29 protein-coding genes and 1 other RNA gene are annotated in these 26,507 nt (G+C 71.4%); 14 read left to right on the forward strand and 16 right to left on the reverse strand.

Annotated features, from left to right (window positions below):
- Positions 1-62 precede the first annotated feature (62 nt).
- The 5 genes from ACW9J6_RS11005 to ACW9J6_RS11025 form a co-directional block, all read right to left on the reverse strand.
- Positions 63-884 (reverse strand): TIGR00282 family metallophosphoesterase, encoded by an 822-nt coding sequence (locus ACW9J6_RS11005; RefSeq protein WP_457116510.1) that lies wholly within the window; start codon positions 882-884, stop codon positions 63-65.
- Positions 885-888: 4 nt separating this feature from the next.
- On the reverse strand, positions 889-1,470 hold the full coding sequence (locus ACW9J6_RS11010) for a 5-formyltetrahydrofolate cyclo-ligase (RefSeq protein WP_457116511.1): 582 nt from the start codon (positions 1,468-1,470) through the stop codon (positions 889-891).
- 6 nt (positions 1,471-1,476) lie between these two features.
- Positions 1,477-1,633, reverse strand: a non-coding RNA gene (gene ssrS, locus ACW9J6_RS11015) — 6S RNA.
- 57 nt (positions 1,634-1,690) lie between these two features.
- Positions 1,691-2,341, reverse strand: a complete 651-nt coding sequence (eda, locus tag ACW9J6_RS11020) for a bifunctional 4-hydroxy-2-oxoglutarate aldolase/2-dehydro-3-deoxy-phosphogluconate aldolase (RefSeq protein ID WP_457116512.1) — start codon at positions 2,339-2,341, stop codon at positions 1,691-1,693.
- Positions 2,338-3,276, reverse strand: coding sequence for a sugar kinase (locus tag ACW9J6_RS11025; RefSeq protein ID WP_457116513.1), 939 nt, complete (start codon positions 3,274-3,276; stop codon positions 2,338-2,340). The genes eda and ACW9J6_RS11025 overlap by 4 nt, the downstream gene beginning before the upstream one ends.
- 234 nt (positions 3,277-3,510) lie before the next feature.
- Here ACW9J6_RS11025 and ACW9J6_RS11030 point away from each other — a divergent pair, with 234 nt between their 5' ends.
- The 8 genes from ACW9J6_RS11030 to ACW9J6_RS11065 all read left to right on the forward strand — a co-directional run bounded on the left by ACW9J6_RS11030 (position 3,511) and on the right by ACW9J6_RS11065 (position 10,042).
- Complete coding sequence (locus ACW9J6_RS11030) at positions 3,511-3,741, forward strand: hypothetical protein (protein ID WP_457116514.1); 231 nt, start codon at positions 3,511-3,513, stop codon at positions 3,739-3,741.
- An 81-nt stretch (positions 3,742-3,822) separates the two neighbouring features.
- Positions 3,823-4,176 carry a hypothetical protein gene (locus ACW9J6_RS11035; RefSeq protein WP_457116515.1) on the forward strand — a complete coding sequence of 118 codons (354 nt, stop codon included), beginning with the start codon at positions 3,823-3,825 and terminating at the stop codon, positions 4,174-4,176.
- 124 nt (positions 4,177-4,300) lie between these two features.
- The gene (gene glmM / locus ACW9J6_RS11040; protein ID WP_457116516.1) at positions 4,301-5,641 is read left to right on the forward strand and encodes a phosphoglucosamine mutase; all 1,341 of its coding nucleotides are present in this window, start codon (positions 4,301-4,303) and stop codon (positions 5,639-5,641) included.
- 155 nt (positions 5,642-5,796) lie between these two features.
- Positions 5,797-6,741: an outer membrane protein gene (locus ACW9J6_RS11045; RefSeq protein WP_457116517.1), complete on the forward strand. Its 945-nt coding sequence runs from the start codon at positions 5,797-5,799 to the stop codon at positions 6,739-6,741.
- A gap of 184 nt (positions 6,742-6,925) precedes the next feature.
- Positions 6,926-7,765: an outer membrane protein gene (locus ACW9J6_RS11050; RefSeq protein ID WP_457116518.1), complete on the forward strand. Its 840-nt coding sequence runs from the start codon at positions 6,926-6,928 to the stop codon at positions 7,763-7,765.
- A 168-nt stretch (positions 7,766-7,933) separates the two neighbouring features.
- Positions 7,934-8,821, forward strand: a complete 888-nt coding sequence (locus tag ACW9J6_RS11055) for an outer membrane protein (protein WP_457116519.1) — start codon at positions 7,934-7,936, stop codon at positions 8,819-8,821.
- Between the two features lie 73 nt (positions 8,822-8,894).
- Positions 8,895-9,662, forward strand: coding sequence for a glucose 1-dehydrogenase (locus ACW9J6_RS11060; protein ID WP_457116520.1), 768 nt, complete (start codon positions 8,895-8,897; stop codon positions 9,660-9,662).
- Positions 9,663-9,754: 92 nt separating this feature from the next.
- Positions 9,755-10,042: a hypothetical protein gene (locus tag ACW9J6_RS11065; protein ID WP_457116521.1), complete on the forward strand. Its 288-nt coding sequence runs from the start codon at positions 9,755-9,757 to the stop codon at positions 10,040-10,042.
- A gap of 82 nt (positions 10,043-10,124) precedes the next feature.
- On the opposite strand, the gene ACW9J6_RS11070 is transcribed toward ACW9J6_RS11065, so the two are convergent.
- Positions 10,125-10,673, reverse strand: a complete 549-nt coding sequence (locus ACW9J6_RS11070) for an HNH endonuclease (RefSeq protein ID WP_457116522.1) — start codon at positions 10,671-10,673, stop codon at positions 10,125-10,127.
- Positions 10,674-11,204: 531 nt separating this feature from the next.
- On the opposite strand from ACW9J6_RS11070, the gene ACW9J6_RS11075 reads away from it, so the two are divergent.
- Together ACW9J6_RS11075 and ACW9J6_RS11080 are read left to right on the forward strand one after the other, a co-directional pair.
- Positions 11,205-13,826: a DUF3772 domain-containing protein gene (locus tag ACW9J6_RS11075; RefSeq protein ID WP_457116523.1), complete on the forward strand. Its 2,622-nt coding sequence runs from the start codon at positions 11,205-11,207 to the stop codon at positions 13,824-13,826.
- Positions 13,826-14,332 carry a CAP domain-containing protein gene (locus ACW9J6_RS11080; protein WP_457116524.1) on the forward strand — a complete coding sequence of 169 codons (507 nt, stop codon included), beginning with the start codon at positions 13,826-13,828 and terminating at the stop codon, positions 14,330-14,332. Before ACW9J6_RS11075 ends, ACW9J6_RS11080 begins: the two co-directional genes overlap by 1 nt.
- Before the next feature lie 167 nt (positions 14,333-14,499).
- On the opposite strand, the gene ACW9J6_RS11085 is transcribed toward ACW9J6_RS11080, so the two are convergent.
- The 3 genes from ACW9J6_RS11085 to ACW9J6_RS11095 form a co-directional block, all read right to left on the reverse strand.
- Complete coding sequence (locus tag ACW9J6_RS11085) at positions 14,500-15,123, reverse strand: FMN-binding negative transcriptional regulator (protein ID WP_457116525.1); 624 nt, start codon at positions 15,121-15,123, stop codon at positions 14,500-14,502.
- Positions 15,124-15,318: 195 nt separating this feature from the next.
- Positions 15,319-16,152 carry a flagellar motor protein MotB gene (locus ACW9J6_RS11090; RefSeq protein WP_457116526.1) on the reverse strand — a complete coding sequence of 278 codons (834 nt, stop codon included), beginning with the start codon at positions 16,150-16,152 and terminating at the stop codon, positions 15,319-15,321.
- Positions 16,153-16,179: 27 nt separating this feature from the next.
- On the reverse strand, positions 16,180-16,950 hold the full coding sequence (locus ACW9J6_RS11095) for a motility protein A (protein WP_457116527.1): 771 nt from the start codon (positions 16,948-16,950) through the stop codon (positions 16,180-16,182).
- A gap of 191 nt (positions 16,951-17,141) precedes the next feature.
- On the opposite strand from ACW9J6_RS11095, the gene ACW9J6_RS11100 reads away from it, so the two are divergent.
- The gene (locus ACW9J6_RS11100; RefSeq protein ID WP_457116528.1) at positions 17,142-18,929 is read left to right on the forward strand and encodes a glucan ABC transporter ATP-binding protein/ permease; all 1,788 of its coding nucleotides are present in this window, start codon (positions 17,142-17,144) and stop codon (positions 18,927-18,929) included.
- Positions 18,930-19,202: 273 nt separating this feature from the next.
- Positions 19,203-19,343: a hypothetical protein gene (locus ACW9J6_RS11105; RefSeq protein WP_457116529.1), complete on the forward strand. Its 141-nt coding sequence runs from the start codon at positions 19,203-19,205 to the stop codon at positions 19,341-19,343.
- A gap of 100 nt (positions 19,344-19,443) precedes the next feature.
- On the opposite strand, the gene ACW9J6_RS11110 is transcribed toward ACW9J6_RS11105, so the two are convergent.
- Positions 19,444-20,127, reverse strand: coding sequence for a glutathione S-transferase family protein (locus ACW9J6_RS11110; RefSeq protein WP_457116530.1), 684 nt, complete (start codon positions 20,125-20,127; stop codon positions 19,444-19,446).
- Positions 20,124-20,561, reverse strand: a complete 438-nt coding sequence (locus ACW9J6_RS11115; protein ID WP_457116531.1) for a DoxX family protein — start codon at positions 20,559-20,561, stop codon at positions 20,124-20,126. Before ACW9J6_RS11115 ends, ACW9J6_RS11110 begins: the two co-directional genes overlap by 4 nt.
- Before the next feature lie 86 nt (positions 20,562-20,647).
- On the opposite strand from ACW9J6_RS11115, the gene ACW9J6_RS11120 reads away from it, so the two are divergent.
- Complete coding sequence (locus ACW9J6_RS11120; protein ID WP_457116532.1) at positions 20,648-21,100, forward strand: MarR family winged helix-turn-helix transcriptional regulator; 453 nt, start codon at positions 20,648-20,650, stop codon at positions 21,098-21,100.
- A 40-nt stretch (positions 21,101-21,140) separates the two neighbouring features.
- On the opposite strand, the gene ACW9J6_RS11125 is transcribed toward ACW9J6_RS11120, so the two are convergent.
- Together ACW9J6_RS11125 and ACW9J6_RS11130 are read right to left on the reverse strand one after the other, a co-directional pair.
- Entirely contained in the window at positions 21,141-21,398 is a 258-nt protein-coding gene (locus ACW9J6_RS11125; RefSeq protein ID WP_457116533.1) for a DUF6894 family protein, read from the reverse strand.
- Positions 21,399-21,409: 11 nt separating this feature from the next.
- Entirely contained in the window at positions 21,410-22,099 is a 690-nt protein-coding gene (locus ACW9J6_RS11130) for a hypothetical protein (RefSeq protein ID WP_457116534.1), read from the reverse strand.
- 134 nt (positions 22,100-22,233) lie between these two features.
- On the opposite strand from ACW9J6_RS11130, the gene ACW9J6_RS11135 reads away from it, so the two are divergent.
- Positions 22,234-22,785 (forward strand): DUF4337 domain-containing protein, encoded by a 552-nt coding sequence (locus ACW9J6_RS11135; protein WP_457116535.1) that lies wholly within the window; start codon positions 22,234-22,236, stop codon positions 22,783-22,785.
- Between the two features lie 3 nt (positions 22,786-22,788).
- Here ACW9J6_RS11135 and ACW9J6_RS11140 read toward each other — a convergent pair whose 3' ends face one another.
- The 3 genes from ACW9J6_RS11140 to ACW9J6_RS11150 are packed head-to-tail and all read right to left on the reverse strand — an operon-like array spanning position 22,789 to position 26,506.
- Positions 22,789-24,045: an FCSD flavin-binding domain-containing protein gene (locus tag ACW9J6_RS11140; protein ID WP_457116536.1), complete on the reverse strand. Its 1,257-nt coding sequence runs from the start codon at positions 24,043-24,045 to the stop codon at positions 22,789-22,791.
- The gene (locus tag ACW9J6_RS11145; RefSeq protein WP_457116537.1) at positions 24,042-24,326 is read right to left on the reverse strand and encodes a c-type cytochrome; all 285 of its coding nucleotides are present in this window, start codon (positions 24,324-24,326) and stop codon (positions 24,042-24,044) included. Before ACW9J6_RS11145 ends, ACW9J6_RS11140 begins: the two co-directional genes overlap by 4 nt.
- Positions 24,323-26,506, reverse strand: a complete 2,184-nt coding sequence (locus tag ACW9J6_RS11150) for a molybdopterin cofactor-binding domain-containing protein (RefSeq protein WP_457116538.1) — start codon at positions 26,504-26,506, stop codon at positions 24,323-24,325. Before ACW9J6_RS11150 ends, ACW9J6_RS11145 begins: the two co-directional genes overlap by 4 nt.
- Position 26,507: the final 1 nt, after the last annotated feature.

Consider the following 26,507-nt stretch of genomic DNA (forward strand, 5'->3'; position numbering starts at 1 on the left):
GCCGGTTGGCCGGTCCTGGATCAAGCGCCGGCCGTCCCGGGCGCGACCGCAATCCGTGCCGTTCACTCCCAATGCCGCGGCCAGGTCTCCTCCAGGTGCGGCCCGAGCCGCACCGGGTGGACGCGCGTGGCGAGCCCGGTCGCGTCATCGGTCTCGACCGCGAGGCCGCAGAGCGTGCCCTCGCCGGTCGCCGCTTCGAGCCGCGCGCCCGGCGTCTTCTGCAGGAATCGCCGCAGCGGCTCGTCCTTCTGCATGCCGAGCACCGAATCGAAGTCGCCGCACATGCCGGCATCCGACTGGTAGGCCGTGCCGCCGGGCAGGATGCGGTGGTCGGCGGTGGGCACGTGGGTGTGGGTGCCGACGACCAGGGTCGCGCGCCCGTCGAGGAAGTGGCCGAAGGCCTCCTTCTCGCTCGTCGCCTCCGCGTGGACGTCGACGATCACCGCGTCGGCGGCGGCCCCGAGGGGGCAGGCTGAGACCTCGCGCTCCGCGGCCGCGAAGGGATCGTCCAGGGGATCGAGGAAGATCCGGCCCATCACGTTGACGATAAGCACGCGGGCCCCGGCGCGGGTCTCGACCACGGTGGCCCCGCGGCCGGGCGTGCCCGGCGGGTAGTTGGCCGGCCGCACGAGGCGGGGCTGGCGCTCGATGAAGACGAGGGCCTCGCGCTGATCGAAGGAGTGGTTGCCGAGCGTGACCGCGTCCGCCCCCGCATCCAGGAGTTCGTCGCAGATCGTCTCCGTGATGCCGAAGCCGCCGGCCGCGTTCTCGCCGTTGATGACGACGCAGTCGAGCCGCCAGCGCTCGCGAAGGCCGGGCAGGCGCTCGGCGACGGCCGTGCGGCCCGGGCGCCCGACCACGTCGCCGAGGAACAGGAGGCGCATCGCTCTAGGCTCCGGAGATGTCGAGGAGGCCGGCCTCGGTGACGACGCGGTCGAGGCGGCGATCATGGGGCGAGTCGGGCACGGCAGCGACCTCCTGCGCCGCGAAGGCGACGCCGATCGCCAGGACGCGCCCCTCGGTGTCGAGGGAGGCGAGCGCCCGGTCGTAGTAGCCCTTGCCGTAGCCGATGCGGTGACCGCGGCGGTCGAAGGCGGCGAGCGGCACCAGGAGCGCGCGGGGCCGCACGACGGGAGCGTCGGGGCCCGGCTCGCTGAGGCCGAAGCCGCCCGCCGCCAGCGCCTCGCCCGGCGCGACCTGCCGGAAGAGGAGGCCCTCCGGCGTCACCTGCGGCAGGGCCACCGCCTGCCCGCGGGCCCTCAGCGCCTGGATCAGCGGCCGGACGTCGACCTCGCTGCGGATCGGCCAATAGGCCGCCACGAGGGGGGCGCGGGCGAGAACGGGGAGGGACAGCAGCGTCGCGGCGATGCGCGCGCTCGCCGCCTCGCGCAGGGCCGGATCGAGTCCGTCCCGTCGGGCGAGCGCCTCCTTGCGGAGGGACGCCTTCGGGATCGGGACGGAATCGGACATGGAGAGCGCGGAGCCACGAAAGCCGTTGGAGGATCGATCCCGGGAACCTACAGCGTAGGTGGGCGCCGTGTGCCCCGGTCCACGGACCGGGGCGGGGACAGCTCCCGAGGGAGTCGATAAGGCCCCGGGGATATGTGTCTCCTGACGCACCCCGCAGCCCCGCCCCCCTCATGTAGCGTTCCCGACCCGCCTGCGCCAGGGGCTCGCGCGGCCGAACCGCTCAGGCGAGGCCCGCGAGGGTGCGGCGCGCGCGCTCGGTGATGGCGTCGAAGCGCCCCTCGCGGATCTCGGCCTCGGGCGCCAGCCAGGATCCGCCCACCGCGACCACGTTCGGCAGGGCGAGCCAGGACTTCGCCTCGGCCTCGCCGATCCCGCCGGTCGGGCAGAACCGCGCCTGCGGGAAGGGGCCGGCGAGGGCCTTCAGCGCCGCCTGGCCGCCCGCCGGCACGGCCGGGAAGAACTTCGCCACCGAGAAGCCCGCCGCCAGAACCTGCATCAGGTCGGAGGGGGTGGCGATGCCCGGCATGAAGGCCATGTCGCTGTGGGCCGCGGCCCGCAGCAGGTCCGGCGTGGCCCCGGGGCTGAGCGCGAAGCGGGCGCCGAGCGCCTGCGCCGCGTCGAGGTCGGCCGGGGTGAGCACGGTCCCGATCCCGACCACGGCCTCCGGCACCTCGGCCATGATCGCCCGGGCGGCCTCGCGGGCGACCGGCGTGCGCAGGGTGATCTCCAGCGTGCGGATGCCCCCCGCCACCAGCGCGCGGGCGAGGGGCACCGCGTGGGCGAGCTCGGGCACGGTGATCACCGGGATCACCGGCGCCGCGGCGAGGAGGGCGTTGAGGCGCTCGAGGCGGGTCTCGGCTGGGCTCGTCATGCGGTCTCTCCGGAGGGGGTTCCGAGGGCGAGGGCGGGCATCGCCTCCCGGGGGATCACGGCGCCGCGGTGGCGGATCACGGCGCCCGCGAGGGTGTGGGCGAGGCCGGCGGCCGAAGCGGGGGCGAGGCCGGCGAGGCGACCGGCGATGTAGCCGGCCGCGAAGCTGTCTCCGGCCGCGGTCGTGTCGACGACCGTCGCGACAGGCGGCGCCGGGACCGTCTCGTCGGACGTCCCGTGCAGCAGGCGCGCCGAGGGCCGGCCGTCACTCGCCTGCTTGAGGACGATCTCGGCCCGGCCGCGGTGGCGCAGCACCTCCTCCTCGCCGCTCTCGCCGTAGAGCCAGTCGAGATCCTCGATCGAGGCGAAGATCAGGTCGGCCCGCGCCAGGGCGGCCCGGAAGACGCGGCGCGCCTCGTCCCGGTCCGGCCAGCCGCGCGGGCGGTAATTGGTGTCGAAGGCGACCGTCCCGCCGCGGGCGCGCAGCGCGGTCAGCGCCTCGTCGAGAACCGCCCGGCCCCTCTCTCCGTAGAGCGAGAGGCTGATCCCGGACAGGTAGACGAGGCCGTAGGCGGCGAGGGCCGCGCAGGTCGCCGCAGCCTGCGGCTCCGTGAACAGGTCGCGGGCGGCGGCGCTGTCGCGCCAGTAGTGGAAGCTGCGCTCGCCCGCCGCGTCGGTGCGGATGATGTAGAGGCCGGGCATGCGGCCGGGCAGGCGGCGGATGCGGTCGAGCCCGATCCCTTCCCGCGCCCAGGCCTCCGCCATCTCGTCGCTCCAGGGATCCTCGCCGAGAGCCGTGACGTAGTCGACGGCGACGCCGAGACGCGCGAGGTAGAGCGCCGTGTTGAGCGTGTCGCCTCCGAAGCCCCGGGTCAGCGCCCCGTCCGCCCGCTCGGAGAGTTCCACCATGCATTCGCCCAGGCAGGCGACCCTCATCGGCTCCTCCGCGCTCCCTCGCCGGTCCCGGGTCCGGCCGCGCTGCCGGCCGGACGACGCCGTAGGCTCTTGTGTTTGCGAAATTTTCCGCGGCGCCCGGGGCGCCCCGCTCGACCTGGATGCTCTAAGCCCACCGGCCGCCTTGTCAACGGCCGGACGCTGTTTACCCTTGCGCGAGCGGCCGGTCCGGCGGTACACGCGGTCCGGTTGACCTTACGGGAGTGGCGTGTCGGCATGCCGACCTACCGGCTCAGAGCCGCGGCGCGCGGTCGCTACGGAACGGTGGGACGCGCTCTGCGCGATCTGCCGATCGAGGCGGCGAACATCCGCCAAGCCACGGCGCGCGCCCTCGGCCGCGCCGACGAACTCCTGTGCAAGGAGGCGAACCTGGTCTGGTTGGTGGACGAGGCGGGGGATCTCGTCTGGACCCTGCCGATCGAGGAGGCGGAGGCGGCGGAGGCCTGAGCCGCACGCCATTCTGGCGCCGCATTGGCGGGGCGAATGCACGGCCGTCAGCGCCGACGGGCGCGCCGGACTCTGCCCGTGATGCGACTGCCCCTCATCTCCGCTCTCGCGATACTCGGTCCCGCACTCCTCGCGGGGCCGGCGCGGGCCGATTGGCGTTACTGCCTGGCGCGCGCGCCCCAGCAGGTCGTCTACGTCTCACCGGCGTTCCGCTCGGTGGATGCGGTCGACCGGATCGGCGCGGCCTTCGCCCGCCGGCTCGACGGCGACCACCACGCGCATGACCCCGTGCAGTGCCCGCGCGCCGACGAGGCCGGGCCATTGCGGGCGATGCGGCTCTCGGCCCTGCGATTCAACCGCGAGGACGGGTTCGCGATCGTCGAACTGGACTGGGCGCCGGACGCCGCTTCGCACTCCGCCGAGGTCCGGCCTTAACGCAAACGCCGCGTTCGGATTGTCGACCCGCGCGCCGCTCCTGTATGACACCCCGCGAAACACGATGGCCGCGACGCCCGCCGCAGGGTGGGCGGGACGATACGGCCGGGCGAGGAGGACGACGTTGCGCAAGTACTTCGGTACCGACGGCATCCGGGGCCGCGCGAACGGCGTCATCACCCCGGAACTGGCGCTCAAGGTGGGGCAGGCGGCCGGCCTCCTGTTCCAGCGCGGCGACCACCGCCACCGGGTGGTGATCGGCAAGGACACGCGTCTGTCCGGCTACATGATCGAGACCGCGCTGATCGCCGGGTTCACCTCGGTCGGCATGGACGTGCTGCAGCTCGGTCCGATGCCGACGCCCGCCGTGGCGATGCTCACCCGCTCCATGCGCGCCGATATCGGCGTGATGATCTCGGCCTCCCACAATCCCTACGAGGACAACGGCATCAAGCTGTTCGGCCCGGACGGGTTCAAGCTCAACGACGAGGTCGAGCGCGAGATCGAGCGTCTGCTGGATTCCGACCTCCAGAAGCGCCTCTCCGCCGCGCCCGATCTCGGCCGGGCCAAGCGGATCGAGAGCGTGCATGCCCGCTACATCGAGTTCGCCAAGCGGACCCTGCCGCGCACGATCACCCTCGAGGGACTGCGCGTCGTCGTCGACTGCGCGAACGGCGCCGCCTACCGGGTCGCCCCCGAGACGCTGTGGGAACTCGGCGCCGAGGTGATCGCCATCGGCACGGAGCCGGACGGCTTCAACATCAATCGCGACGTCGGCTCGACCGCCCCGGACGCCCTGGTGCGCAAGGTGCGAGAACTGCGCGCCGATATCGGCATCGCCCTCGACGGCGACGCGGACCGGGTGCTGGTGGTGGACGAGAAGGGCCAGCGGGTCGACGGCGACCAGCTGATGGCGGTGGTGGCGCGGTCGTGGAAGGAGGACGAGCGCCTGACCCAGCCGGGCATCGTCGCCACGATCATGTCGAATCTCGGCCTGGAGCGCTATCTCGGCGGCCTCGGCCTCGGCCTCGTGCGCACGGCGGTCGGCGACCGCTACGTGCTGGAGCACATGCGGGAGCACGGCTACAACCTCGGCGGCGAGCAATCCGGCCACATCATCATGTCGGATTACGCGACCACGGGCGACGGGCTGGTGGCGGCCCTCCAGCTCCTCACCGTGGTGCAGCGCCAGCAGCGGCCGGTCAGCGAGGTCTGCCACTGCTTCGACCCGCTGCCGCAGATCCTCAAGAACGTGCGCTACGGCGCCGGCGAGCCGCTTCGCCAGGAATCCGTCGTCACCGCCATCGAGGGTGCGCGCCAGCGCCTCGGCAATGCCGGCCGCCTCGTGATCCGCCCCTCGGGGACCGAGCCGGTGATCCGGGTCATGGCCGAGGGCGACAACCGCGACCTCGTGGTCGAGGTCGTCGATGAGGTAGTCGAGGCTCTGCGCAAGGCGGCCGCATGACGGGCCGGGCTCTCAACACACGCACCGCGCACTTCAATCAAATAAAGAAGCCTAAGGTTTAACGTTAAGCCGGGGTTTACCGGTTCTCGCGAAACTCATGACGTTTTCAGGGTTGGGCCGCCCCGATCGCGCGGCCCGTCAACCGAGGATTCGTCATGGGCCGCTTCAAGCCACGCGCGTTGGCGCGCATCGTCACGCTCGCCGCTGGCGTCTGCGTGCCGAGCCTCGTCCACGCCGCCGACCTGTTCCCGCTCCCGGCACCCCCGCCGCCCCCGCCCCCGCTCCTCGAGGTCGGCGGCGGCTGGTACCTGCGCGGCGACGTCGGCGCCAGCATCTACACGCAGCCCAAGCTCTCGACCGTGGCGCAGCCCGACGCGGTCAATTACTACAACACCGATCTCGCGGGCGGCGGCTTCGCGGGCGTGGGCGTCGGCTACCAGTTCAATCCCTGGCTGCGCGCCGACGTCACCGGCGAGTACCGCTTCTCGGCGGGCCTGCGGGCGAACGACCGGATCGACGCCAAGGTGCCCTACACCTCCGCGGATGGCCTGCGGCAGGTCACCTACGACCACACCGACGAGACCACGAACGGCAATCTCTCGTCCGGCGTCGTGATGGCCAACGTCTACGCGGATCTCGGCACGTGGTACGGCGTCACGCCCTTCGTCGGCGGCGGCGTCGGTGTGGCCTTCAACCACCTGTCGGGCTTCTCGGACAACAGCATCAACCTCGTCAAGTACAACGACTTCGACATCAATAGCGCCTGCAACGCGGTCGAGTGCCAGCAGGGCGGGGCGAGCGGCGGCTCCTACCGGGCGAAGACGCAGACGAGCCTGGCCTGGGCGCTCCATGCCGGCTTGTCCTACGCGGTGACCCCGAATCTGAAGCTCGAACTGGCCTACCGCTACCTGAACCTCGGCCAAGCGAGCACCGGCGTCCTGAACTGCTTCTGCGGACAGACCTTCGCGCCGATCAAGGTCAAGGAGATCGAGTCCCACGACATCAAGATCGGCATGCGCTGGATGTTCGGCGCGCCGGTGGTCCCGGTCGCGGCCTACGAGCCGCCCCCGCCCCCCGGCCCGATCGTCCGCAAGTACTGACGCGCGATGAGGGCGGCGGCGCGGCCGGAGGGCGCGCCGCCGCTCCCGCTCCCGCGGGTGGGGGGCACCGATCCGCGTCGCCGCCCGGCCATTAGGGTTAAGTCCTTCCTAACTTCTTCGGATTAAGTCTCGACGTCACGGTTCCGGGCGCTGCGGCGCGGATCTTCAGACAAGAGGGTGTGTGATGCGTGGATGGCTTCAACGCCGGTCGGCCGTGGCGCTCTGCGCGGCGCTGCTCGGGGTCGCTCCGGCGGCGGCGGCCGATCTGCTCCCGCCTCCGCCCCCGCTGCCCGCCCCGCCCGAGCCCCCGGTCGCCATCGGCAGCGGCTGGTACCTGCGCGGCGACTTCACGGCGAGCGACTTCTACCATCCCGGCGACGACACGCTCCCCGGCACGCCCGGCGCCAAGCTCGAGCATCTGCGCCTGAGCAACACCACGGGCGGCGGCGGCGGCATCGGCTACCGCTTCACCAGCTTCCTGCGGGCCGACGTGACCGTCGACGCGCGCACGTCGAGCCGCTTCCACGATTACAGCTCGCGCACGCATTTCGTGGAGGGCTTCAACGAGGAGGGCGGCAAGCTCGACCTCCTCACCGGCCTCGTCAACGTCTACGCGGATCTCGGCACGTGGTGGGGCTTCACCCCCTATGTCGGCGCGGGTGTCGGCGTCGCGGAGAAGCGGTTCAACGGCGGCTGGACGCAGACGACCTGCCTGACGGTGACCTGCGGCGACACCCAGCCGATCTACGCGATCGGACCGCAGACCCGGGATCTGCGCGCGAACCACACGACCACGACGCTCGCCTGGGCCGCCATGGCCGGCATCGCGTATGATTTCGGCAACGGCCTGAGCCTCGACGCGAGCTACCGCTACCTCGACGTCGGCAAGGCGCGCAGCGGCGTCGACGCCTACGGGCAGAATACCCGCCTCAAGGACATCACCGCCAACGAGGTGCGGGTCGGCCTGCGCTGGGCCTTCGGCGCGGCCCCCTTCGCGGGGCTGTTCAACGCGGCCGCCTACTGAAGACCGCATCGCCGCTTCAGAACGAGGGCCCGGAGCCACGCTCCGGGCCTTGCTCGTTTCCGGCACAATTTCAAATGGGCGGCTGGAAGGACAATGTTAAGGTTACTGTGCGAACTTTGGGTCATCGAAGCTCGCATCGCGCCGACGGGCCGTCGGGGGATCAGCCACATGCGTATCGTGACCTCTGGATTCCTGGCCGGCCTCGTCGTCGCCGGCCTCACGCCGGCGAGGGCGGCCGACCTCGACTTCGCCGCGCTTCGCGGCAGCGCCATCGAGGCGGCGGCGCCGACCGGCAACTGGGAGGGCGTCTATTTCGGCGGCCACGGCGGCTGGACGAGCACCAGTTTCGGCTTCGGCAACGTCTTCCAGGAGCCGGTCGCCACCTATCTGCGAGACACCCGCACCGAGAAAAACCTCAATGCGTCGCAGCTGCTGCGGCCCTACGGTGATCGGCGGGACGCGACGACGTTCGGTGCCTATGCGGGGATGAATTTCCAGTTCGACGAGATCGTCGTCGGCGCCGAACTCGACTATACGCATCTTGGGAAGACGGGTTCGACGTCTGACCAGATTTGGCGAGAGCTCGTCGCGAGCGACGGCTTCCTCGATGGCGTCAAGCTGAATGGCACCGCGAAGACCCGCATCGACGACTACGCGACCCTGCGGGCGCGCTTCGGCTACGATCTCGGCAATTTCCTCCCCTTCGTGACCGGCGGCTTCGCGATCGGACGAGCGCAGATCACCGACACCACCTACGTTCGGGACTACGGGTACGATCAGAAGCAGCAGAAATCGAACCAGGCCACCGGCCAGAACGTCGAGGTCACGTCTTTCGGATACTCGGATGTCCCTGGCGGGGCCCTCGCGGCTCCCGTGGCACTCTCCAAACGCAAGGAGAAGATCGTCGGCGGCGTCGCGGCGGGTGGCGGCCTCGAATTCGCGCTGACCGCCAACATCCTGCTCCGCGCCGAGTACCAGTGGGTGCAGTTCAACGATTTCGACGGCCACAAGGCGAACCTCAACACCGTCCGGGGCGGCGCGGCCGTGAAGTTCTGAACCGGCTTGCGGCCGGGCGCGAACCGCCCCAGTCTCGCGCGCCGCCCCGGAGCGGCGCAGGGCGGGGGAGGGCATGGAGCGTCTGACCGGCAAGGTCGCCCTGATCAGCGGGGGTGCGCGCGGGATCGGCCTCGCGACGGCCCGGCGCTTCGCCCAGGAGGGCGCGGCGGCGATCATCCTCGCCGACATCGACGCGGAGGAGGGCGCCCGGGCCGCGGCCACGCACCCGGCCTTCCGCTTCGCGCATCTCGACGTGACCCGCGACGGATCCTGGCAGGCGGCCGTCGACGCGGCGGCGGAGCGGCACGGCGGAATCGACGTCGTCGTCAACAGCGCCGGCATCGCGGTCGTCGCGACGATCGAGTCCGTCACCCTGGAGCAGTGGCGGCGGGTGCAGGACGTCAACGTGGACGGCACCTTCCTCGGCTGCCGCCACGCCGTGCGGATCATGAAGCCGCCCGCGGGGCGCGGCGGGTCCATCATCAATCTCTCGTCGGTGTCGGGCATCGTCGGCGGGCACAACCTGACCGCCTATAACGCCTCGAAGGGCGCGGTTCGGCTGCTCACGAAATCGGTGGCGCTGCACTGCGCCCGGCAGGGCTACGGCATCCGCTGCAACTCGATCCATCCGGGCTTCACCGAGACCGACATGCTGACCTCGCTCGCGGCCGGCGGGCGCGATCCCGAGGCCCTGCGCGAGCGCCTGCGCGGCGCGGTGCCGCTCGGCCGCAACGCGGGACCGGACGAGATCGCGGCGCTGGCCGCCTACTTGGCCGCCGATGAATCGAGCTTCGTCACCGGGGCCGAGTTCGTAATCGACGGCGGCGTCACCGCGCAGTGAGCCGGAAACCATACGGTTCAATCGGCGACCCGCCTTAACCGCCCGGTCGCCGGGATGCGCGACGCTCCGGCGCATCTCCGGAGACCCCGCCCATGCGTCGCCCGCTCCTGACCGCGTCCGTTCTGCTGCTCTCCCTCGCCGCGCCTGCGGCGGCGGATGGGATGCCGGAGGATGCGGCCCTGCCGCCCGAAGGATACGGGCCGGGTCCGGCCGCCCCGCGGCACTGGCGGCCCGCGGCGAGGCCGCGCTTCGCCCGATCGTTCCACGTCCAGCCCGTGGGTTACGGCGTGACGGACGGCGTCGTCTACCACGCCTGGATGCCCCGCAATGACCGGCTGCCGGTCTACAACGTGCCGCCGCCGTTCTTTCCCGAGGAGTGACGGCGGCCCCGCGGTGGCGCGGTCGTGGTGATGCGCCGCACCGCCGCGACGCCCCTCCGCGACGAGGGGCGCCCGGATGCCATCAGGTCTCCAGCTCGCTGTCCCAGTACAGGTAGTCGAGCCAGGTGTGGTGGTACTGCCGGTGATCGAATTCCGGCTGGCGGCGGTGCAGCTCGTAGCGGCTCGGCCGGCGCGGCTCGTTGAGGAGAGGCATCTCCGCCTCCTCGGGGGTCCGGTTCGCCTTGCGCAGGTTGCACGGGCTGCAGGCCGCGACCACGTTCTCCCAACTCGACTGTCCGCCGCGCGAGCGCGGCACCACGTGGTCGAAGGTGAGCCCGCCGGCGGGAAGCCGGAGGCCGCAATACTGGCAGCTGAACGTGTCGCGCAGGTAGATGTTGTAGCGGGTGAAGGCCGGCGAGCGCGCCATCGCCACGTAGTTCTTCAGCGCGACGACGCTCGGCACCTTCAGTGAGCGGCTCGGCGAGCGCGCCTCGACGTCGTAGCTGGCGACGAGGGTGACGCGATCCAGGAACAGGGCGGTGAAGGCGTCCTTCCACGACCACAGCGAGAGCGGGTTGTACGAGAGCGGGCGGTAATCCGCGTTCAGCACGAGGGTTTGAAGATCCAGCATCATCCTTCCCTGGCGACTGGCCGGACGCCGCGAGAGGATCCGGCGGGGTGCCGGGCCTCGCGGCGCTCGCGGAGGGAGGAGATGGGAGCCATCGCCTACCTCACGCGCTGTCCGGGGGGAGTGAGGGGACACGGCGGAAGGCCGGCACGGCCGCCCTCGGGGCGGTTGCCGCGGATCGCCGGTGCCCGGTGTCGTGCCGGGCCTCTGTGCTGCTGGACCGTGATGAGCGACGCCATCGGCTCACAGCAGACCGGAAGGGCCGAGTCCATTGCGATGTCATTCTAGAAGCAGCATGACAGGGTTGTGAAGGTTTCGACGCTCTCCTGCGGCGTCGCACCCTGAGAATCGCCGGGATGCCCACAGCGATCCCTGCCCCGGCGATTTTTCGCCCCATTGCTCGGCGATGTCCCCGGCCGAGCCACACCCCTTGCGTCATCTGCCCCTTGCGTCATCCGCGCGAGGGACCAGATCGGCGGGGCGCGCCGGCCACCCTCCTCCGGGACCGCGCGCCCACCGACCAGAAGGATCGCCATGACCGGACCGCGCCGTTGGATCGCCGCCCTGCTGGCCGTCGCCGTTCTGGCGCCGGGTGTCGCCTGCGCGCAGCCCGAGACGCCCGCCAAGGCGCAGCCGGTGAAGGCGGCCCCGGCCCCCGCTCCGGCGGCGCCGGCCCAGGGCGCAGCCGCGCCGGCGGCCGCTGAGGCGCCCAAGCCGCCCCCGACGCCGATCTCCGAGCAGATCAAGCAGATCCGCGCCCAGCTCGACGCCGAGAAGGCGGATCTCGACCAGCGCGAGCAGGCCCTGACGCATCACGACCTGAGCAAGGACGACCTCGCCCTTCTGCGGGAGGGGATCGACCCGGTGGCGGAGCGGCTGCGCCACGTCATCGACTTCCTGTCGCCGCGCCTCGACGCCGCCAAGGAGCGCCTGAATCAGCTCGGGCCCAAGCCCAAGGAAACCGCCGAGACTCCCGACGTGGCGCAGGAGCGCGCCCAGCGCGAGGCGGGCGTCGCCGAGGTGGACGAGACCATGCGGCTCGCCCGCTCGCTCCTCGTCCAGAGCGACCAGATCAGCGAGCAGATAAGCCGCCGCCGCCGCGCGGCCTTCACCCGCGCGCTGTTCGAGCGCACCGACGGGCTCGTCAGCCCGAACCTATGGTCGCGGGCGGCCGCGACGCTGCCGCGCGACCTCAAGACCGCGCAAAGCGCCCTCGACGACACGATGGCGCAGCTTCGCCGCAACGGCACCCCCCTGCGGCTCGCCGCGGTCGCCCTGGCGATCGGCGTCTCGGTCGCCCTCTATATCGGCCGCCGCCACATCGCCCCGCGCCTCGGCCGCCGCCGCGCGCCGATCGAGGGAGGCGCCGCCCCGTCCCGGCGCGCCAAGGTGCTGGCGGCCTGGCGGGTCGTCCTGGCGGGGGCGGTGCCCGCGGTCGTCGGCAGCGTGGTCGTCGGCACCGCCGTCGAGGCGACCGGCCTGGTACCGGACCGCTACACGGTGGTCGTCCACGGGATCCTGATGGCGCTCGCCTTCGTGGCCGTGGTCGAGGCGGTGACGGACGCGCTGCTCTCGCCCGGCAAGCCGGGCTGGCGCCTCGTGGCCATGGAGGACGAGACCGCCGAGCGCCTGACGCGGCTCGTGGTGGGCATCGCCTTCGTGATCGTCGTCGGGCGCACCATCGAGGAGGTGAACGAGGCGATCTCGGTCGGTCTGCCGATCAGCATCGTGACCCGCGGCGTCTTCGCGGTGGCGGTCTCGGTGGTGCTCGCGGAGGGCCTGCGGCGCTTCGCGGCCCGCGCGGATTCCGAGGAGGCCTGCTTCGGTCCCTACGTGGCGGCCGAGTCCAATACCGGCATCGGCGGTCCGCTGCGCATCCTCGGCTGGATCGTGGCGGCGGCAGTCGCCCTCTGCGCCCTGTCGGGCTACATCGCGCTGTCCTCCTTCCTCATCGACCAGCTCCTGTGGACGGCGATCGCGGTGGCGCTGCTCTACCTTGCGATCAGCAGCGCGGACGCCTTCATCGCCGGCACCCTCCAGGCGGATTCGCGCATCGCCACGGCGCTCCAGGCCAATACCGGCCTGCGCAAGAAGTCGCTCAACCAGATCGCGGTGCTGATGGGCGGCCTCGTGCGGGTGGCGCTGATCACCGCCGCGGCGGTGCTGCTCCTCGCCACCTGGGGCGTCGATTCCACCGACATCTACGCGTCGGTGCGGGCGGCGTTCTTCGGCTTCAAGGTCGGGGACGTCACGATCTCGCTCTCCACCATCGTGGTGGCGATCGGCCTGTTCATCCTCGGCCTCGCGATCTCGCGGGTGGTGAAGAGCTGGCTGGAGAACACCTACCTGCCGGCGACGGACCTCGATCCCGGCCTGCGCAACTCGATCGCGACCGTGACCGGCTATGTCGGGTTCCTGGTCTCGCTGGCGATCGCCTTCTCGTATCTGGGCCTCAGCCTGGAGAAGATCACGATCGTGGCCGGCGCGCTCTCGGTCGGTATCGGTTTCGGCCTGCAATCGATCGTCAACAACTTCGTCTCGGGCCTGCTGCTCCTGTGGGAGCGCCCGATCCGGGTCGGCGACCTCGTGGTGATCGGCGACAACGAGGGCTACGTGCGGCGCATCAGCGTGCGCTCCACGGAGATCCAGACCTTCGACCGCTCGTCGGTGATCGTGCCAAACTCCAACCTGATCTCCGGCGTGGTGAAGAACCGGGTGCGGGGCGACCGCACCGGCCGTGTCACGATCTCGGTGAGCGTGCTGCGCAACCAGGACCCCGTCCGTGCGGCCGACCTGATCGCCGGCTGCGCCAAGGCCCACCCGGACGTGCTGAAGGAGCCGCCGCCCCGCGTGGTGTTCCGCAAGATCGGCGACCCCTTCCTCGAATTCGAGATGTTCGCCATGATCACCGACGTCGGCCTGCAGATGAAGGTGCAGAGCGACCTGAATTTCGCGGTGTTCAAGACCTTGTCCGAGGAGGGTCTCATCCCCAATCTCGGACCGGGTGCGAGCATCGTCACCGTGCAGGGGCTGGAACCGGTGCAGGACGCGCTGGGGCGGATCGCGCAGGCGGTGGTGCCCGCGGCGGCCTTGGCCGGCGGCTCCGGCAGCACGATGGCGGGCGAGCGCCGCAGGAGCCCCGAGACCGTGCCGTGATGCCTTCCCGTTCCCTCCTGCGCCTCGCCTCCCTCGCCGGGCTCGCGCTCGGTCTCTCCGCCTGCGCGGGGACGGAGGTGGTTCGCCAAACGCCAGCCGGTCCGAGCCTGTACTGGCCGATGACGAGCGCGAGCGCGCAGCTCGATCTCGACACGGCCCGCGACATGATCGGGGCGTACCGGCGCAACAAGGGCCTGCCGATGCTGGCCCTCGATCCGGGGCTGCAGCGCCTCGCCGAGACCGAGACCGCCGCGATGGCGGCTGCGGACAGGCCGAGCCAGGCGGACATCGTCAAGACGGTGGCGGCCCGGATGGGGTTCGCCGATCCCAAGGCGAACCTCTCGGCCGGCTACCACACGCTGGCCGAGGCGTTCTCGGGCTGGCGCGACAGCCCCGCCCACAACGCGGTGCTGCTCTCGCCCGACGCCACCCGCATGGGCATCGCGACCGCCTACGCGCCGGGATCGAAGTACAAGGTGTACTGGGCGCTGCTGGTAGCGAAGTAGAAGGGGGTGGCGAGGGGAATCATAGAAAGCGCTGTGATTCCTGAACCATCCGTTGGCGATAAACCCGCTTCCTCACGCTGAGGTGCGCTGTGTCGTCCAGACACGCTCATCTGGCGGATCGACGACAGAGATCTGCACACGTCGTCAGAGGCCGGACCCGGGCCGCGTCAGCCCGGGATGAGGCCGGCCACCACGCGGTCCGATTCCCTCTCGCTCTCGGCCAACCCCGCCACCACGCCGGCGCGGTCCGTCGCGGTGCGGTTCTGGCTCATCTTCCGCTTGCCTTCGAGGCGCGTGATCGGCAGGCGCAGCCCGACGATCCCGCGCAGCTGGGCGGCCACGAAGTCGGGCGGCGCGTCGCCCACCGCCCAGGGGGCCTGCCGCTCGCCCTCGTGCAGGTTGGTCAGGCGCGTGACCACGGCGAGCAGGCGGTCGGCATCGTGGAAGAACTCGACCGGCCCGTGCGCGTGCACCGTCACGTAGTTCCAGGTCGGCACGACCTTCCCGGTCTCCTGCTTGGTCGCGTACCACGCGGGCGTCACGTAGGCGTCCGGCCCCATGAAGATCGCCAGAGCCTCGCCGATCGCCGGAACCCGCCAGTGCGGGTTGGCCTTCGCCACGTGGCCGTAGAGCACGCCGTGCTCGCCCTCGTCCTCGGCGAGGAACAGGGGGAGGGGGGTGACCAGCGGCCCCTCGGCCGTGGCGGTGACGAGGTTCGCCAGGCGCGAGGCCCGGATCGTCGCGCGCAGGCTCTCCCGGTCGTCGTCGCGGAAGGCGGGGGGCATGTACATGGCGGACCTCGATGCGTCGGCACAAGAGATGCCGCCGCGCGGGCCCGCTGGGAAGAGCCGTCACCGCCCGGGGGACGCGGCCCGCGAGGGGCGGCGACATCCTATCGCATGCGCTCGGGTCCCGCCGGGACGCGGATGCTGCTGTCGTGGCGGCGCGCGGATCCGCCCTCCGCCGCGATCACCCGGCGGACCGGCTCACGGAAATCCGCTCTCGGGCGCCACGGGCGGTGCATCGCGCAGGAGCGTGATCGTCACCCGGCGGTTGGCCGCGATGTAGGGGTTGTCCGGGAAGAGCGGGTCGGTGTCGGCCCTGCCCGACACCACGGTGAAGCGCTCGTCCGGCACCCCGCTCGACGCCAGGATCTCGCGGACGCTGATCGCCCGTCCGGCCGAGAGTTCCCAGGGCGGAGCCGGGGGGCGCTGGCCCGGCCGCGTCGCCGAGGTGTAGCCCGCCACCGCGATCCGGTTCGACATCTGCCGCAGCACCGGGGCGATCCGCTCCAGAACCTGCCGGGTGCGGTCGTTGGGCCGCGTCGAGCCGTCCGGGAACATCGAGCGGTTGTCCTGGTCGACGATCGAGACGTCGAGGCCGCGCTCGCTCTCGTGGATCAGCACGTTCTTCGACAACTCGGCGATGTCCGGCAGGTCCTGGAGCGCTTGGCGCAGGCTCGCCATGGCGAGGCCGAACCCGTCCCGGTAGCCGTTCTGCGGAACGCCGTTGTCGAAGACCTCGTCGGGCTTGGGCGGCGTCGTGCGGTCGGAGGCTTTGTCGGGCGTGATCGGGCGCAGGTCGCGCAGCCGGGTGGCGCTCGGCAGCCCGTCCTTCTCGATGATGCCGTTGAAGCGGCTCTCCTTGTTGACGCCGAAGGCGTCGCGGAACGAGCCGGCGATGGCCTGGAGCTTGCGCTGGTCCTGCGTCGAGTAGGCGCAGACCATCACGAAGAAGCTCATCAGCAGCGCCATGAGGTCCGCGAAGGTCACGAACCAGCCGTGCCCCCCGTGGGCGCCGCCCCGCTTGCGTCTGGCCACGGCTCTCCCCCCGTCCCGGTCCGAGGCTCAGGCCGCCTCGGCCAGTTCCTCGCGGTTGTTGTGGGGCAGGTAGGCGACCAGCATCTCGCGCACGAGCGAGGCGCTCTTCGCGTCGCGGATCAGCAGGATCCCGTCGATGATGAGGGAGCGCGACGTGTCCTCCTCCTCCAGCTTGACGTGCAGCTTGTCGGCGAGCGGCAGGGCGATCATGTTCGAGATCAGCGCCCCGTAGAGGGTGGCCAGCAGCGCGGTCGCCATGGCCGGGCCGAGCTTCGAGGGGTCGGACATGTTGGCGAACATCGACACCATGCCGGTGATGGTGCCGATCATGCCCCAGGCCGGCGCGCAATCGCCGAAGGCCCGGTAGACCTTCGAGCCCTCCTCGAGATGCATCAGGAAGTTGTCGCGGTCGCGCTCCATCGTGTCGCGGATGAAGTCGCGGTCGTAGCCGTCCGCGATGTAGCGCACCCCCTGGGCCAGGAAGGGGTCGGCGATGGCGAGGTTCTCCAGGGCCATCGGGCCGGACTTGCGCACCGTCTCGGCGATCTGGGTGATCTCCTCGATCAGCTCGCGCGGGCGCACGGCGCGCATGCTGAAGGCGTAGCGCAGCCCCATCGGCACGCCGTGCGCGATGACCGAGAAGGGGAAGCGCAGCATGGTCGCGGCGGTGGAGCCGCCGAAGATCACGACGAGCGCGTGCTTGTCGTAATAGGCCGCGAAGTGGCCGCCATCGAGGAGGATCAGCACCACGACGACGCAGACGCCGCCGATGAGGCCGAGGCCGGTTGCGAGATCCATGGCGCCCAGAGGTCCCTCAGGCCCCGCGACGAGAAGGGGGCTTCCACAGGGTAGGGCGATCAGGCTCAACGAAGGGTAAAGCGTCGGCGCCGTCATGCGGCGTTCAGCCATTGCGGGCCATAAGGTGTTGGTCGGCGTGACGGATCCGAGCCGAAGATCCGCGCCGGTGCTTTCTCGGAGTCCCTCATCCCATGCGGCTGCTGCGTCTCTACGGGCGGGTCATGCGCCAGCTCGGCCCCGACCTGCGCCTCGGCATCGTGCTCACCCTCGCCAACGTGGCGCTGGCGGCGGCGGCCTTCGCCGAGCCGGTGCTGTTCGGGCGCATCGTCGACCGGCTCGGCCATACCCCTTCGGGCGCGGAGGGCGGCGCGTCCACCGGCTCGCTGCTGCTGATGGTCGGCGCCTGGGTGGGCTTCGGCCTGTTCACCATCGCGGCGAGCGTGCTGATCGCGCTCCACTCGGACCGGCTCTCGCACCGGCGCCGCCTCGGGGCCATGGCCGGCTACTTCGAGCACGTCCTCGACCTGCCGCTCGCCTTCCACGCCGTGCACCATTCGGGCCGCGTGCTCAAGGCGATGCTGGAGGGCACGAACGGCATGGCGTGGCTGTGGCTCGGCTTCTTCCGCGACCATTGCGCGGCCCTCGTCTCCCTCACCGTGCTGCTGCCCCTGACGCTGATCCTGAACTGGCAGCTCGGCGCGATCCTGCTCGTCCTCGTCGCCGCCTTCACGGTCCTGACCGCCTTCGTGCTGCGCCGGACCGAGACGATGCAGGGGCGCGTCGAGCAGTACCATTCTGGGCTGGCGGCGCACGCTTCCGACGCCCTCGGCAACGTCGCGGTGATCCAGTCCTTCACCCGCGCCAAGGCCGAGAAGGAGGCGATGCACGGCATCATCCGCGATCTCCTCGACGCGCAGACGCCGGTCCTGTCCTGGTGGGCGCTGGCCTCGGTCGCCACGCGCGCCTCCGCGACCCTGACGATGACGGCGATCTTCGTCACCGGCCTCGTGCTGCACGAGCGCGGCGAGGCCAGCGTCGGCGACGTCGTCTCCTTCATGAGCCTCGCCACGCTCCTCGTCGGGCGCCTCGACCAGGTCGTGTCCTTCGTCAACGGGCTGTTCATGCAGGCGCCCAAGATGCAGGAATTCTTCGACATCCTCGACACGGTTCCGTCGGTTCGCGACCGTCCCGGCGCCCGCCCGGTGGAGCGCATCGCCGGCGCCGTCGCGTTCGAGAACGTCACCTTCTCGTATGACGGCCGGCGCAACGCCCTCGACGGGATCGACTTCGCGGTGCCCCCGGGCGAGACCGTCGCCCTCGTCGGCACGACGGGCTCTGGCAAGTCGACGACGCTGAGCCTCCTCCACCGCGCCTTCGACCCCGAGACCGGGACGATCCGGATCGACGGGGAGGACATCCGCGACCTCTCGGTGGCCTCGCTCCGGCACAATATCGGCGTCGTGTTCCAGGAGCCGATGCTGTTCGCCCGCTCGATCCGCGAGAACCTGCAGGTCGGGCGCCCCGACGCCACCGACGCGGAGATGCTCGATGCCCTGGAGCGCGCCCAGGCGGCCGATTTCCTCGCCCGTCAGCCGGACGGCCTCGACACGGTGATCGGCGAGCGCGGCCGCTCGCTCTCCGGCGGCGAGCGCCAGCGCCTGTCGATCGCCCGCGCCCTCCTGAAGAACCCGCCGGTGCTGATCCTCGACGAGGCGACGAGCGCCCTCGATGCCGCCACCGAGCGCAAGCTCCAGGCGGCCCTGGAGGAGGTCATGCGGGGCCGCACCACCTTCGTCATCGCCCACCGCCTCGCCACGATCCGAAGCGCCGACCGCATCCTGGTCTTCGACCACGGCCGCATCGTCGAATCGGGTCGCTTCGACGACCTCGTGGCTCAGGGCGGTCGCTTCGCGGAACTCGCCCGCGCCCAGTTCATCGCCGCGGACACCCCCGCCGAATCCTATCCGCTCGCCGCGTGACGAGGGTGCGGCCGCGGTCTTCGCCGCTGCCGCCCGTCGACCCCCGGGGGCGATTCGTTACCCTGTTTTTCTCTGGCGATTAATTGGATTTTAAATATTATATTTGCCGATATCGGCAAGAATATCAGATGAATTCGCTGTCGATTACTTGACCTTGGTTCTGCCGAAATCTCATCTCAAGACTGTCATCGGCGCGGTGATCTTGACCAGCGGCGCCCTGACGAGCCGCCGCGGAGATCCCTGGCGGACGATGATCACGGATACGAGTTCTCCATGACGGATGCGTCGCTGTTCCTGAAACTCGCCGCCGCGATGACGATGGTGGCGGCGGCCGGCCAGGGCATCCGCTTCGCCCTCGATGCCTGGATCCGGCTCGCCCCCGCCGGCGCGGCGGAGGAGGCGATCGGGGATTGACGCGACCGGGCCGGGCCACGCCCGGAATCGTCGGCCGCGCGGCCTGGGGGATCACCGGTTGCCGTCCCTGGGCGGGCGAACCGGCGAGGGGCGCAGATCCTCAACCGTCCTGCCGGAGCAGCCACGCATCGTTGTCGGCCAGGAAGGCCAGCAGCAGCGTGGCGTAATCCGGTCCGACCGCGTCGCGGACGCTCGGACGCGCCGCGAGGGCACGGGCCCAGGCCGTCACCTTCGGCAGCCCGTCGAGCACCCGGGCCGGTCCCAGCCTGTCGAAGACTTCGAAGTACCGGAAGATCGGCGCGAACACCGCGTCGACCAGGCTGAAAGCCTCCCCGGCGAAGAAAGGGCCTGACGCGAGTTCGGCCTCGACCCGCGAGAATTTGGCGACCAGCGCCGCTTGCGTCGCCCGGAAGGACGCGCCATCGCGCGCTGTTTCGAAACCCCAGAGGTCCGACAGGATGGCGGACCCGAACTCGATCCAGCCCCGGTGCCGCGCCCGCGCGAGGGTGTCCGCGGGATGAAGGCGTCGGCCGGGCTGCGTCTCTTCGATGTACTCGCAGATCGCCGCGCTCTCGAACAGCGCCGTCTCGCCACCGTCCTCGCCGCGAACGAGCAGGAGCGGCACCTTCCCGCGCGGGGAGACGGCCAGGAACCAGTCGGGCTTGGCCTTGAGATCGACCATCCGGCGGTCGAAGGCGATGTTCTTCTCCGCCAGGGCGATGGCCGCGCGCTGAACGTAGGGGCACAGGGGGTGACTGATCAGCGTGAGGGGCGGGACGGTCATCGGAGGCTCCACGCGGCGGGTGAGCGGGGAAGCGGCGACGAGCGGCGCAGGGCGAGGGCCCCGTCGCCGATCAGGGCCTGCGCGACGGACAGCACGACGAGGTAGGCCGGGTATTCCCACCCCCCGCCGGGCGCGGTGAACACCCAGCCGCGGCCGCCATGCGCCCAGATGACGGCGCCGATCAGGGCCGGCGTCAGCGCGAGCGCGACCCGGCGGGCTTCGATGCCGAGGACCAGCATGATCCCGCCGGCCGCCTCGGCCGCGAAGGTCGCGTAGGCGAGCCAGCCGGGCAGGCCGAGGGACTCGAAATACGCCGCCGTGCCCGGCAGGCCGTAGACCCAGAGCTTCAGGACGAGGCTGTGCGCCAGGTACATGGTGCCGAGACTCACCCTCAACAGCGCCGCACCCCAGGCGACTCCGTCACGCCGCCTCATCCGCGCGTCCTCGCTCCTCGAGATAGATGCAGATGCATCCATATTCGCGGCTTGCGGTCGTCGTCAAGATGGATGTAATTGCATCGATGTCGGCGATCCCGAATATCGACCCGCTGCCGCGCCCCGTCATGAATGCCTGGATCGGGCTGATGCGCGCGCAGCGCGCCATCCTGGCCGCGGTCGAGGGCGACCTGAGAGCGGCGGGATTGCCGCCCCTCGGCTGGTACGACGTCCTGATCGAGCTGCACCGGGCGCCGGAGGGACGCCTGAGGCCCTACGAGATCGAGCAGCGGACCCTGATGGCGCAGTACAACCTGTCGCGGCTCCTCGACCGCCTGGAGGACAGCCAGCTCGTCCGCAAGGACGCCGCGCCGGAGGACCGGAGAGGCCGCTGGATCGCGATCACGGACCTCGGGAGGCAGGTCCGGGAGCAGATGTGGGAGGTCTATCGCGAGTCTCTTCGGCACAACCTCGCCGAGAAACTCGACGAACGGGAGGCCGAAGAGCTCTCGCGGTTACTGGGCTTGCTGCTGAAGTGAGACAACCCTCGGGCTGATCGGACGGGCCGGGAGCGGGGCCTCAATGCAGCGTGTCACCCGGCGTCCCGCCCGGCTCGATCGCCTCCGCGAACGGAAACTCGAAGATCACCAGACCCGTCTCGTCGGTGACCTCCAGGCTGGCCGACAGGAGGCGCGACGAGGCCGCGCTGTCGCGCAGGATCTCCCGGATCAGGACGCGGGCAACCTCCCAGGCCTCGTCGGGGTCGCGCAGGACGCGGCCGTCGGGGTCGGGCAGGCGATCGTCGCCCACGCGGGTGGCGAAGAAGTAGCGCGGCATGGCGGTCGATCTCACGGCTTCGGGCAGGAATCCTGACGGCGCGGCGCCCGCGGGAAATCGAGGACGGCGCGCGCGTAGGTCTCCACCACTTCCGAGAAGGGCTGGCGGGCCGCCGTGAACAGCACGGCCCGGTGGCTGAAGAGTTCGTCCGGGATGGCGAGGGGTCCGCAGGAATCGGCGGGCGGCGCGGCTTGGTCCCAGCCCTCGGGGAGCGGCTGCCAGATCAGGCGGCTCTCCACCGTCTGGCGCGTGGGCTTGAGCGCCTGCACGGCGCGACCGAAGGGCGTGTCCGTCTCCTCCAGCAGGCGGTTCATCTCCGGCGTCAGCCGTCCCGGCACGTACCAATTGTCCGCCTCCGAGAGCACGTGCGCGCCGCAGGCGAGGCGCACCCGGCGGTAGCGCACCGGCTCGTCCGGTCCGACCTGCAGCCGCTGGCGCGTCTCGGGACTCGCCGGGCGGTCAATCTCCCGCACGAGCTGCGCCGAAAGACGGGGCTCGGGCGCGAGGTGATGGGCGCCGCACCACGCTTCGAGGGTGGCGGTCGCGCTCCGCGAGGCGAGGAGCTGCGCGTGCAGGGTCTGCACCACCGCCGTGGCCTCGACGCGGCTCAGGTAGGTGTCGGTCCAGGTTGGCGGGGTGGCGGCCCGGGCCGGCAGGGCCGCCAGGGCGGCGAGGCAGAGGAGCGGGCGCATCGGGACCATCGCATCGTCCTTACGGGAACCACCCGCCTGGATTGCTCGGGGCGCGGCGGAAGGGAAGTGGGGTGCCGTCATCATCCTCTGGCGCATCCCGCGCCGTTGCGGCAGACAGGCCGCGCTGACGCGAGGAGACGGCGATGTCGGGCGGGCACGGGGCGGTCGAGGGATCGAACAAACGGGTGGCGCTGCTGATCTCGGTGCTGGCGCTGTTCCTGGCGCTGGGCGAGACCTTCGGCAAGAGCGCGCAGACCGAGGCGCTCGGCGCCAACGTCGAGGCGAGCAACCTCTGGTCCTTCTTCCAGGCGAAGACGATCCGCATGACGGTGGTGCGCACCGCGACCGAGCAGGCGGCGCTCGAGGCCGGCGCGGGGCCGGACGCGGTGAAGAAGCAGGTCGAGGAGTGGCAGAAGACCATCGCGCGCTGGGAGTCCGAGCCCTCGACCGGCGAGGGCCGCAAGGAGCTGTCGGCGCGTGCCAAGGCGGCGGAGGAGCGCCGGGACCTCGCGCTGGCGCGCTACCACCATTACGAGCTCGCCTCCGCGGCCTTCCAGATCGGCATCGTGCTGGCTTCCGCCGAGGTGATCACCGGGATGGTCGCCCTGGCGGTGGCGGGTGGCCTCCTCGGGGTCGCCGGGATCGGCATGCTGGCGGTCGGCCTCTACGCGCCCCACGCCATCCACCTGTTCTGAGGCTCAGCCGAACACGTCGCCGGTGATGGTCCGGTACCAGGCGGCGGCCTCGTTCGCCTCCTCGACCCGCACCTCCGGCCCGGCATCGAGCGGGCTCGTCCCGCCCGCACCCTCGACATCGGCCAGCACGCCGTTCGCCGGCTGGTAGACGCCGGCGACGGAGATGCCGTAGCCGGGCGCCACGAGGCTGTAGCAGGTGTTGATCAGCTTCGGGGCGCCGGGCGCGCGGCCGGACAGGAGGTCGATGACCGCCTGCGCGCAGACCTTCGCCTGCGCGTTGGCCGAGAAGGCGGATTTCGGCATCGCGCCCGCGATGGCGGCATCCCCGATCACGTGGATGCCGGGAACGAGGCGCGATTCGAAGCTGACCGGGTCGATCGGGCACCAGCCGGTCCGGTCGGCGACGCCGGCCGAAGCGGCGATCGGCGCCGCGCGCTGGGGCGGGATGATGCAGGCGACGTCGGCCTTGTAGTCCTGGAAGTCGGTCTTCACCGTCATGCCGCCGGGATCGACCGCCGTGACCTGCCCGCCGCCGGCGAGCGGCACGTATTCGAGGTGGTCGGGGTAGAGCGCCTTCCAGGCCGCCTGGAACAGCTTCTGCTTCGAGAACGTGTCCTTCGCGTCGAGCACGATCAACTTCGCGCGCGGCTTCGTCGTCTTAAGGAGGTGGGCGATCAGGCTCGCCCGCTCGTAGGGGCCCGGCGGGCAGCGATAGGGATTGCCGGGGACGGACATCACCACCGTGCCGCCGTCGGGCATCGCCGCGAGCTGGCGGGAGAGGAGTTCGGTCTGCGCGCCGGCCTTCCAGGCGTGGGGCATTACCTCGGCCGCGGCCTCGTCGTAGCCCGGCAGGGCGTCGAAGCGCAGCGCGATCCCGGGCGACAGGATCAGGCGGTCGTAAGGGACGCTCCCGCCATCGGCGAGAGCCACGCGCTTGGCGTTGCCGTCGATCCCGGTGGCGCGGGCGCGCACCACCGTGACGCCCGCCGCGCTCAGGCCCTCGTAGCCGAAGCGCTGCGCCGCCATCGGCTGGAGGCCGACGATGACCTCGTTGCTGAACGGGCAGGCGACGTAGGTCTCCTCGGCCTCGATCAGCGTCACGGGGAGCCCGGCCTGCCGCAGCGCGCGGGCGGCGGAGGCACCCCCGAACCCGCCGCCGAGGACGACGACGCGCCCGGCCGCGCCCTGCGCCAGGGCGGGGCGGGCCAGGGTGAGCCCCGCCAGCCCGCCGAGCAGGCTGCGTCGCGTGGTCCTCGTCACGGAGCCTCCTGATGCGAGAGGTACTCGGCGATGGCACGGCTCTCCGGCTCCGTGAAGCCCTTGGCGATCCGGGTCATCACGCTCGCCGGGTGCGCGCCCGACCGGTAGGCGGCGAGCGCGGCGGCGATCTCGTCGGCGGGCTTGCCCGCGAGGGGCCCGAAGGCGCCCTCGCCGTGGCGGCCGTGACAGCCCGAGCAGGAGGAGGCGCCGGGCGGCGCGTCGACCGGAGCGGCCGCCGCCGCCCCGGAGACGAGCAGGAGGGCGAGGGCGAGGGCTCTCACGCGCGCCGCAGGTCCGTGTTCCGGAGCGGGATCTGCCGCACCCGCTTGCCGGTCGCCGCGAAGACCGCGTTGAGGACGGCCGGCGCCGCCACCGCGATGGTCGGCTCGCCCACGCCGCCGATGAAGCCGCCCGACGGCATCAGGATCGCCTCCACGGCCGGCATCTCGTCCAGGCGCAGCACCGGGTAGCTGTCGAAGTTCGTCTGCTCGATCCGCCCGTCCTTGACGGTGCACTCCCCGTAGAGCGCCGCCGAGAGGCCGTACACGAAGGAGCCCTCGACCTGCGCGGCGATCTGCTGCGGGTTGACGGCGACGCCCGGATCGGTCGCCGCGACGATGCGGTGGATCTTGAGGCTGCCATCGTCGCGCACGGTGACCTCGGCGGCCCCCGCCACGTAGCTGCCGAAGCCCATGATCTGGGCGATGCCGCGATGCACGCCCTCTGGCGGCTTGCGGTCCCAGCCGATCCGCTCGGCCACCGCGTTCAGCACCGCGAGGTGCTTGGGGTGCTTCGCCATCAGCTTGCGCCGGAAGGCGAGGGGATCCTGGCCGGCCGCCAGCGCCACCTCGTCCATGAAGCATTCGAGGTAGATGGCGTTCGGGTTGGTGTTCACGCCCCGCCAGAAGCCCGGGATGATGTGCGGGTTGCGCATCGCGTGATCAATCAAAAGGTTCGGGACCGTGTAGCCGAACGCCGCCTCCACCCCGCCCGGGTTGAGGCCCTGGAAGGTCACCGGGTCCTTGCCGTCCGGAGCGAGGCGCCCCGGCGCGATCGCCGCGACGATCGACTGGCCGGAGATGCGCATGTGCAGCGCAGTGAGGTTGCCATCCCGGTCGAGGCCGGCCCGCATCCGGCACTGCGTGACCGGATGGTACCGGCCATGCGTCATGTCCTCCTCGCGGGTCCAGATCAGCTTGATCGGGGTGCCCGGCATCTCGCGGGCGATCAGCACCGCCTGGCGCACCCAGTCGTGGGTGGCCCCGCGCCGCCCGAAGCCGCCGCCGAGGAGGAGCTTGTAGACCTCGCATTGCCGCGGCGAGAGCCCGGCGGCCTCCGCGGCCGCGGCGAGCGCCGCCTCGCCGTTCTGGGTGGGCGTCCAGACCTCGCAGCGCTCCGGCGTCCACCGCGCCGTGGCGTTCATCGTCTCCATGGTGGCGTGGTTCTGGAACGGGACCGCGTAGGTCGCCTCCACCACCTTGGCGGCGTTGCCGAGCGCCGCCTTGGCGTCGCCGGTCTTGTTGCCGACGAAGGCCTCGTCCGCGTCGAGCCCCTCCTTCAGCATGGCGGCGATCGTGGCGCTCGACACCGCGGCGTTCGGGCCCTCGTCCCACACGATGGGCAGCGCCTCGACGGCCGTCTTCGCCCGCCAGAACGTGTCGGCGATGACGGCGACGCCGCTGTCGCCGACCTGCACCACCTTCTTGACGCCCGGCATCCCGGCGACCGCCGCCGCGTCGAAGCTCTTCACCCGGCCGCCCGTCACCGGGCAGTCGCGGATCGCGGCGTTCAGCATGCCGTCGAGCGTCAGGTCCATGCCGTAGACCTGGCTGCCGTCGAGCTTCGGCGCCGTGTCGAGGCGCTTCAGCGGCTTCCCGGCGATCGTCCAGTCCTTCGGGTCCTTGAGCGGCACCTCCTTCGGCACCGGAATCGCGGCGGCGCGCGCGGCGACCTGGCCGAAACTCGTCGTCCGTCCGGATCCGGGATGCGCGATGACGCCCTTCTCGACCCGGCACTCGCCGGGCGGCACGCCCCAGCCCTCGGCCGCGGCGGCGACGAGCATCAGCCGGGCGGCGGCCCCGCCCTGGCGGACGGCGCTGTAGGATTCGCGGATGCCGCGGCTGCCGCCGGTCGAGAAGTCGCCCCAGACGCGCTGGCGGGCGAGGTTCTGGCCCGGCGTCGGATACTCGGTCGTGACGCGGTTCCAGTCGCAGCCGAGTTCCTCGGCGACGAGCTGGGCGAGGCCCGTGAGGGTGCCCTGACCCATCTCCGAGCGGGCGATGCGGATGACCACCGTCTCGTCCGGGCGGACCACCACCCAGGCATTGACCTCGGGTGTGGCGGCGGGCGCGGCCTGCGCCGGATCGGGAAGGTGGAAGCCGAGGCTGAAGGCCCCCGCTGCGGCGGCGGAGCCGGTCAGGAAGACGCGGCGGGAGAGGGCGGGGCGGATCTCGCTCGTCATG

It is taken from the genome of Methylobacterium sp. JK268 (assembly GCF_054052225.1).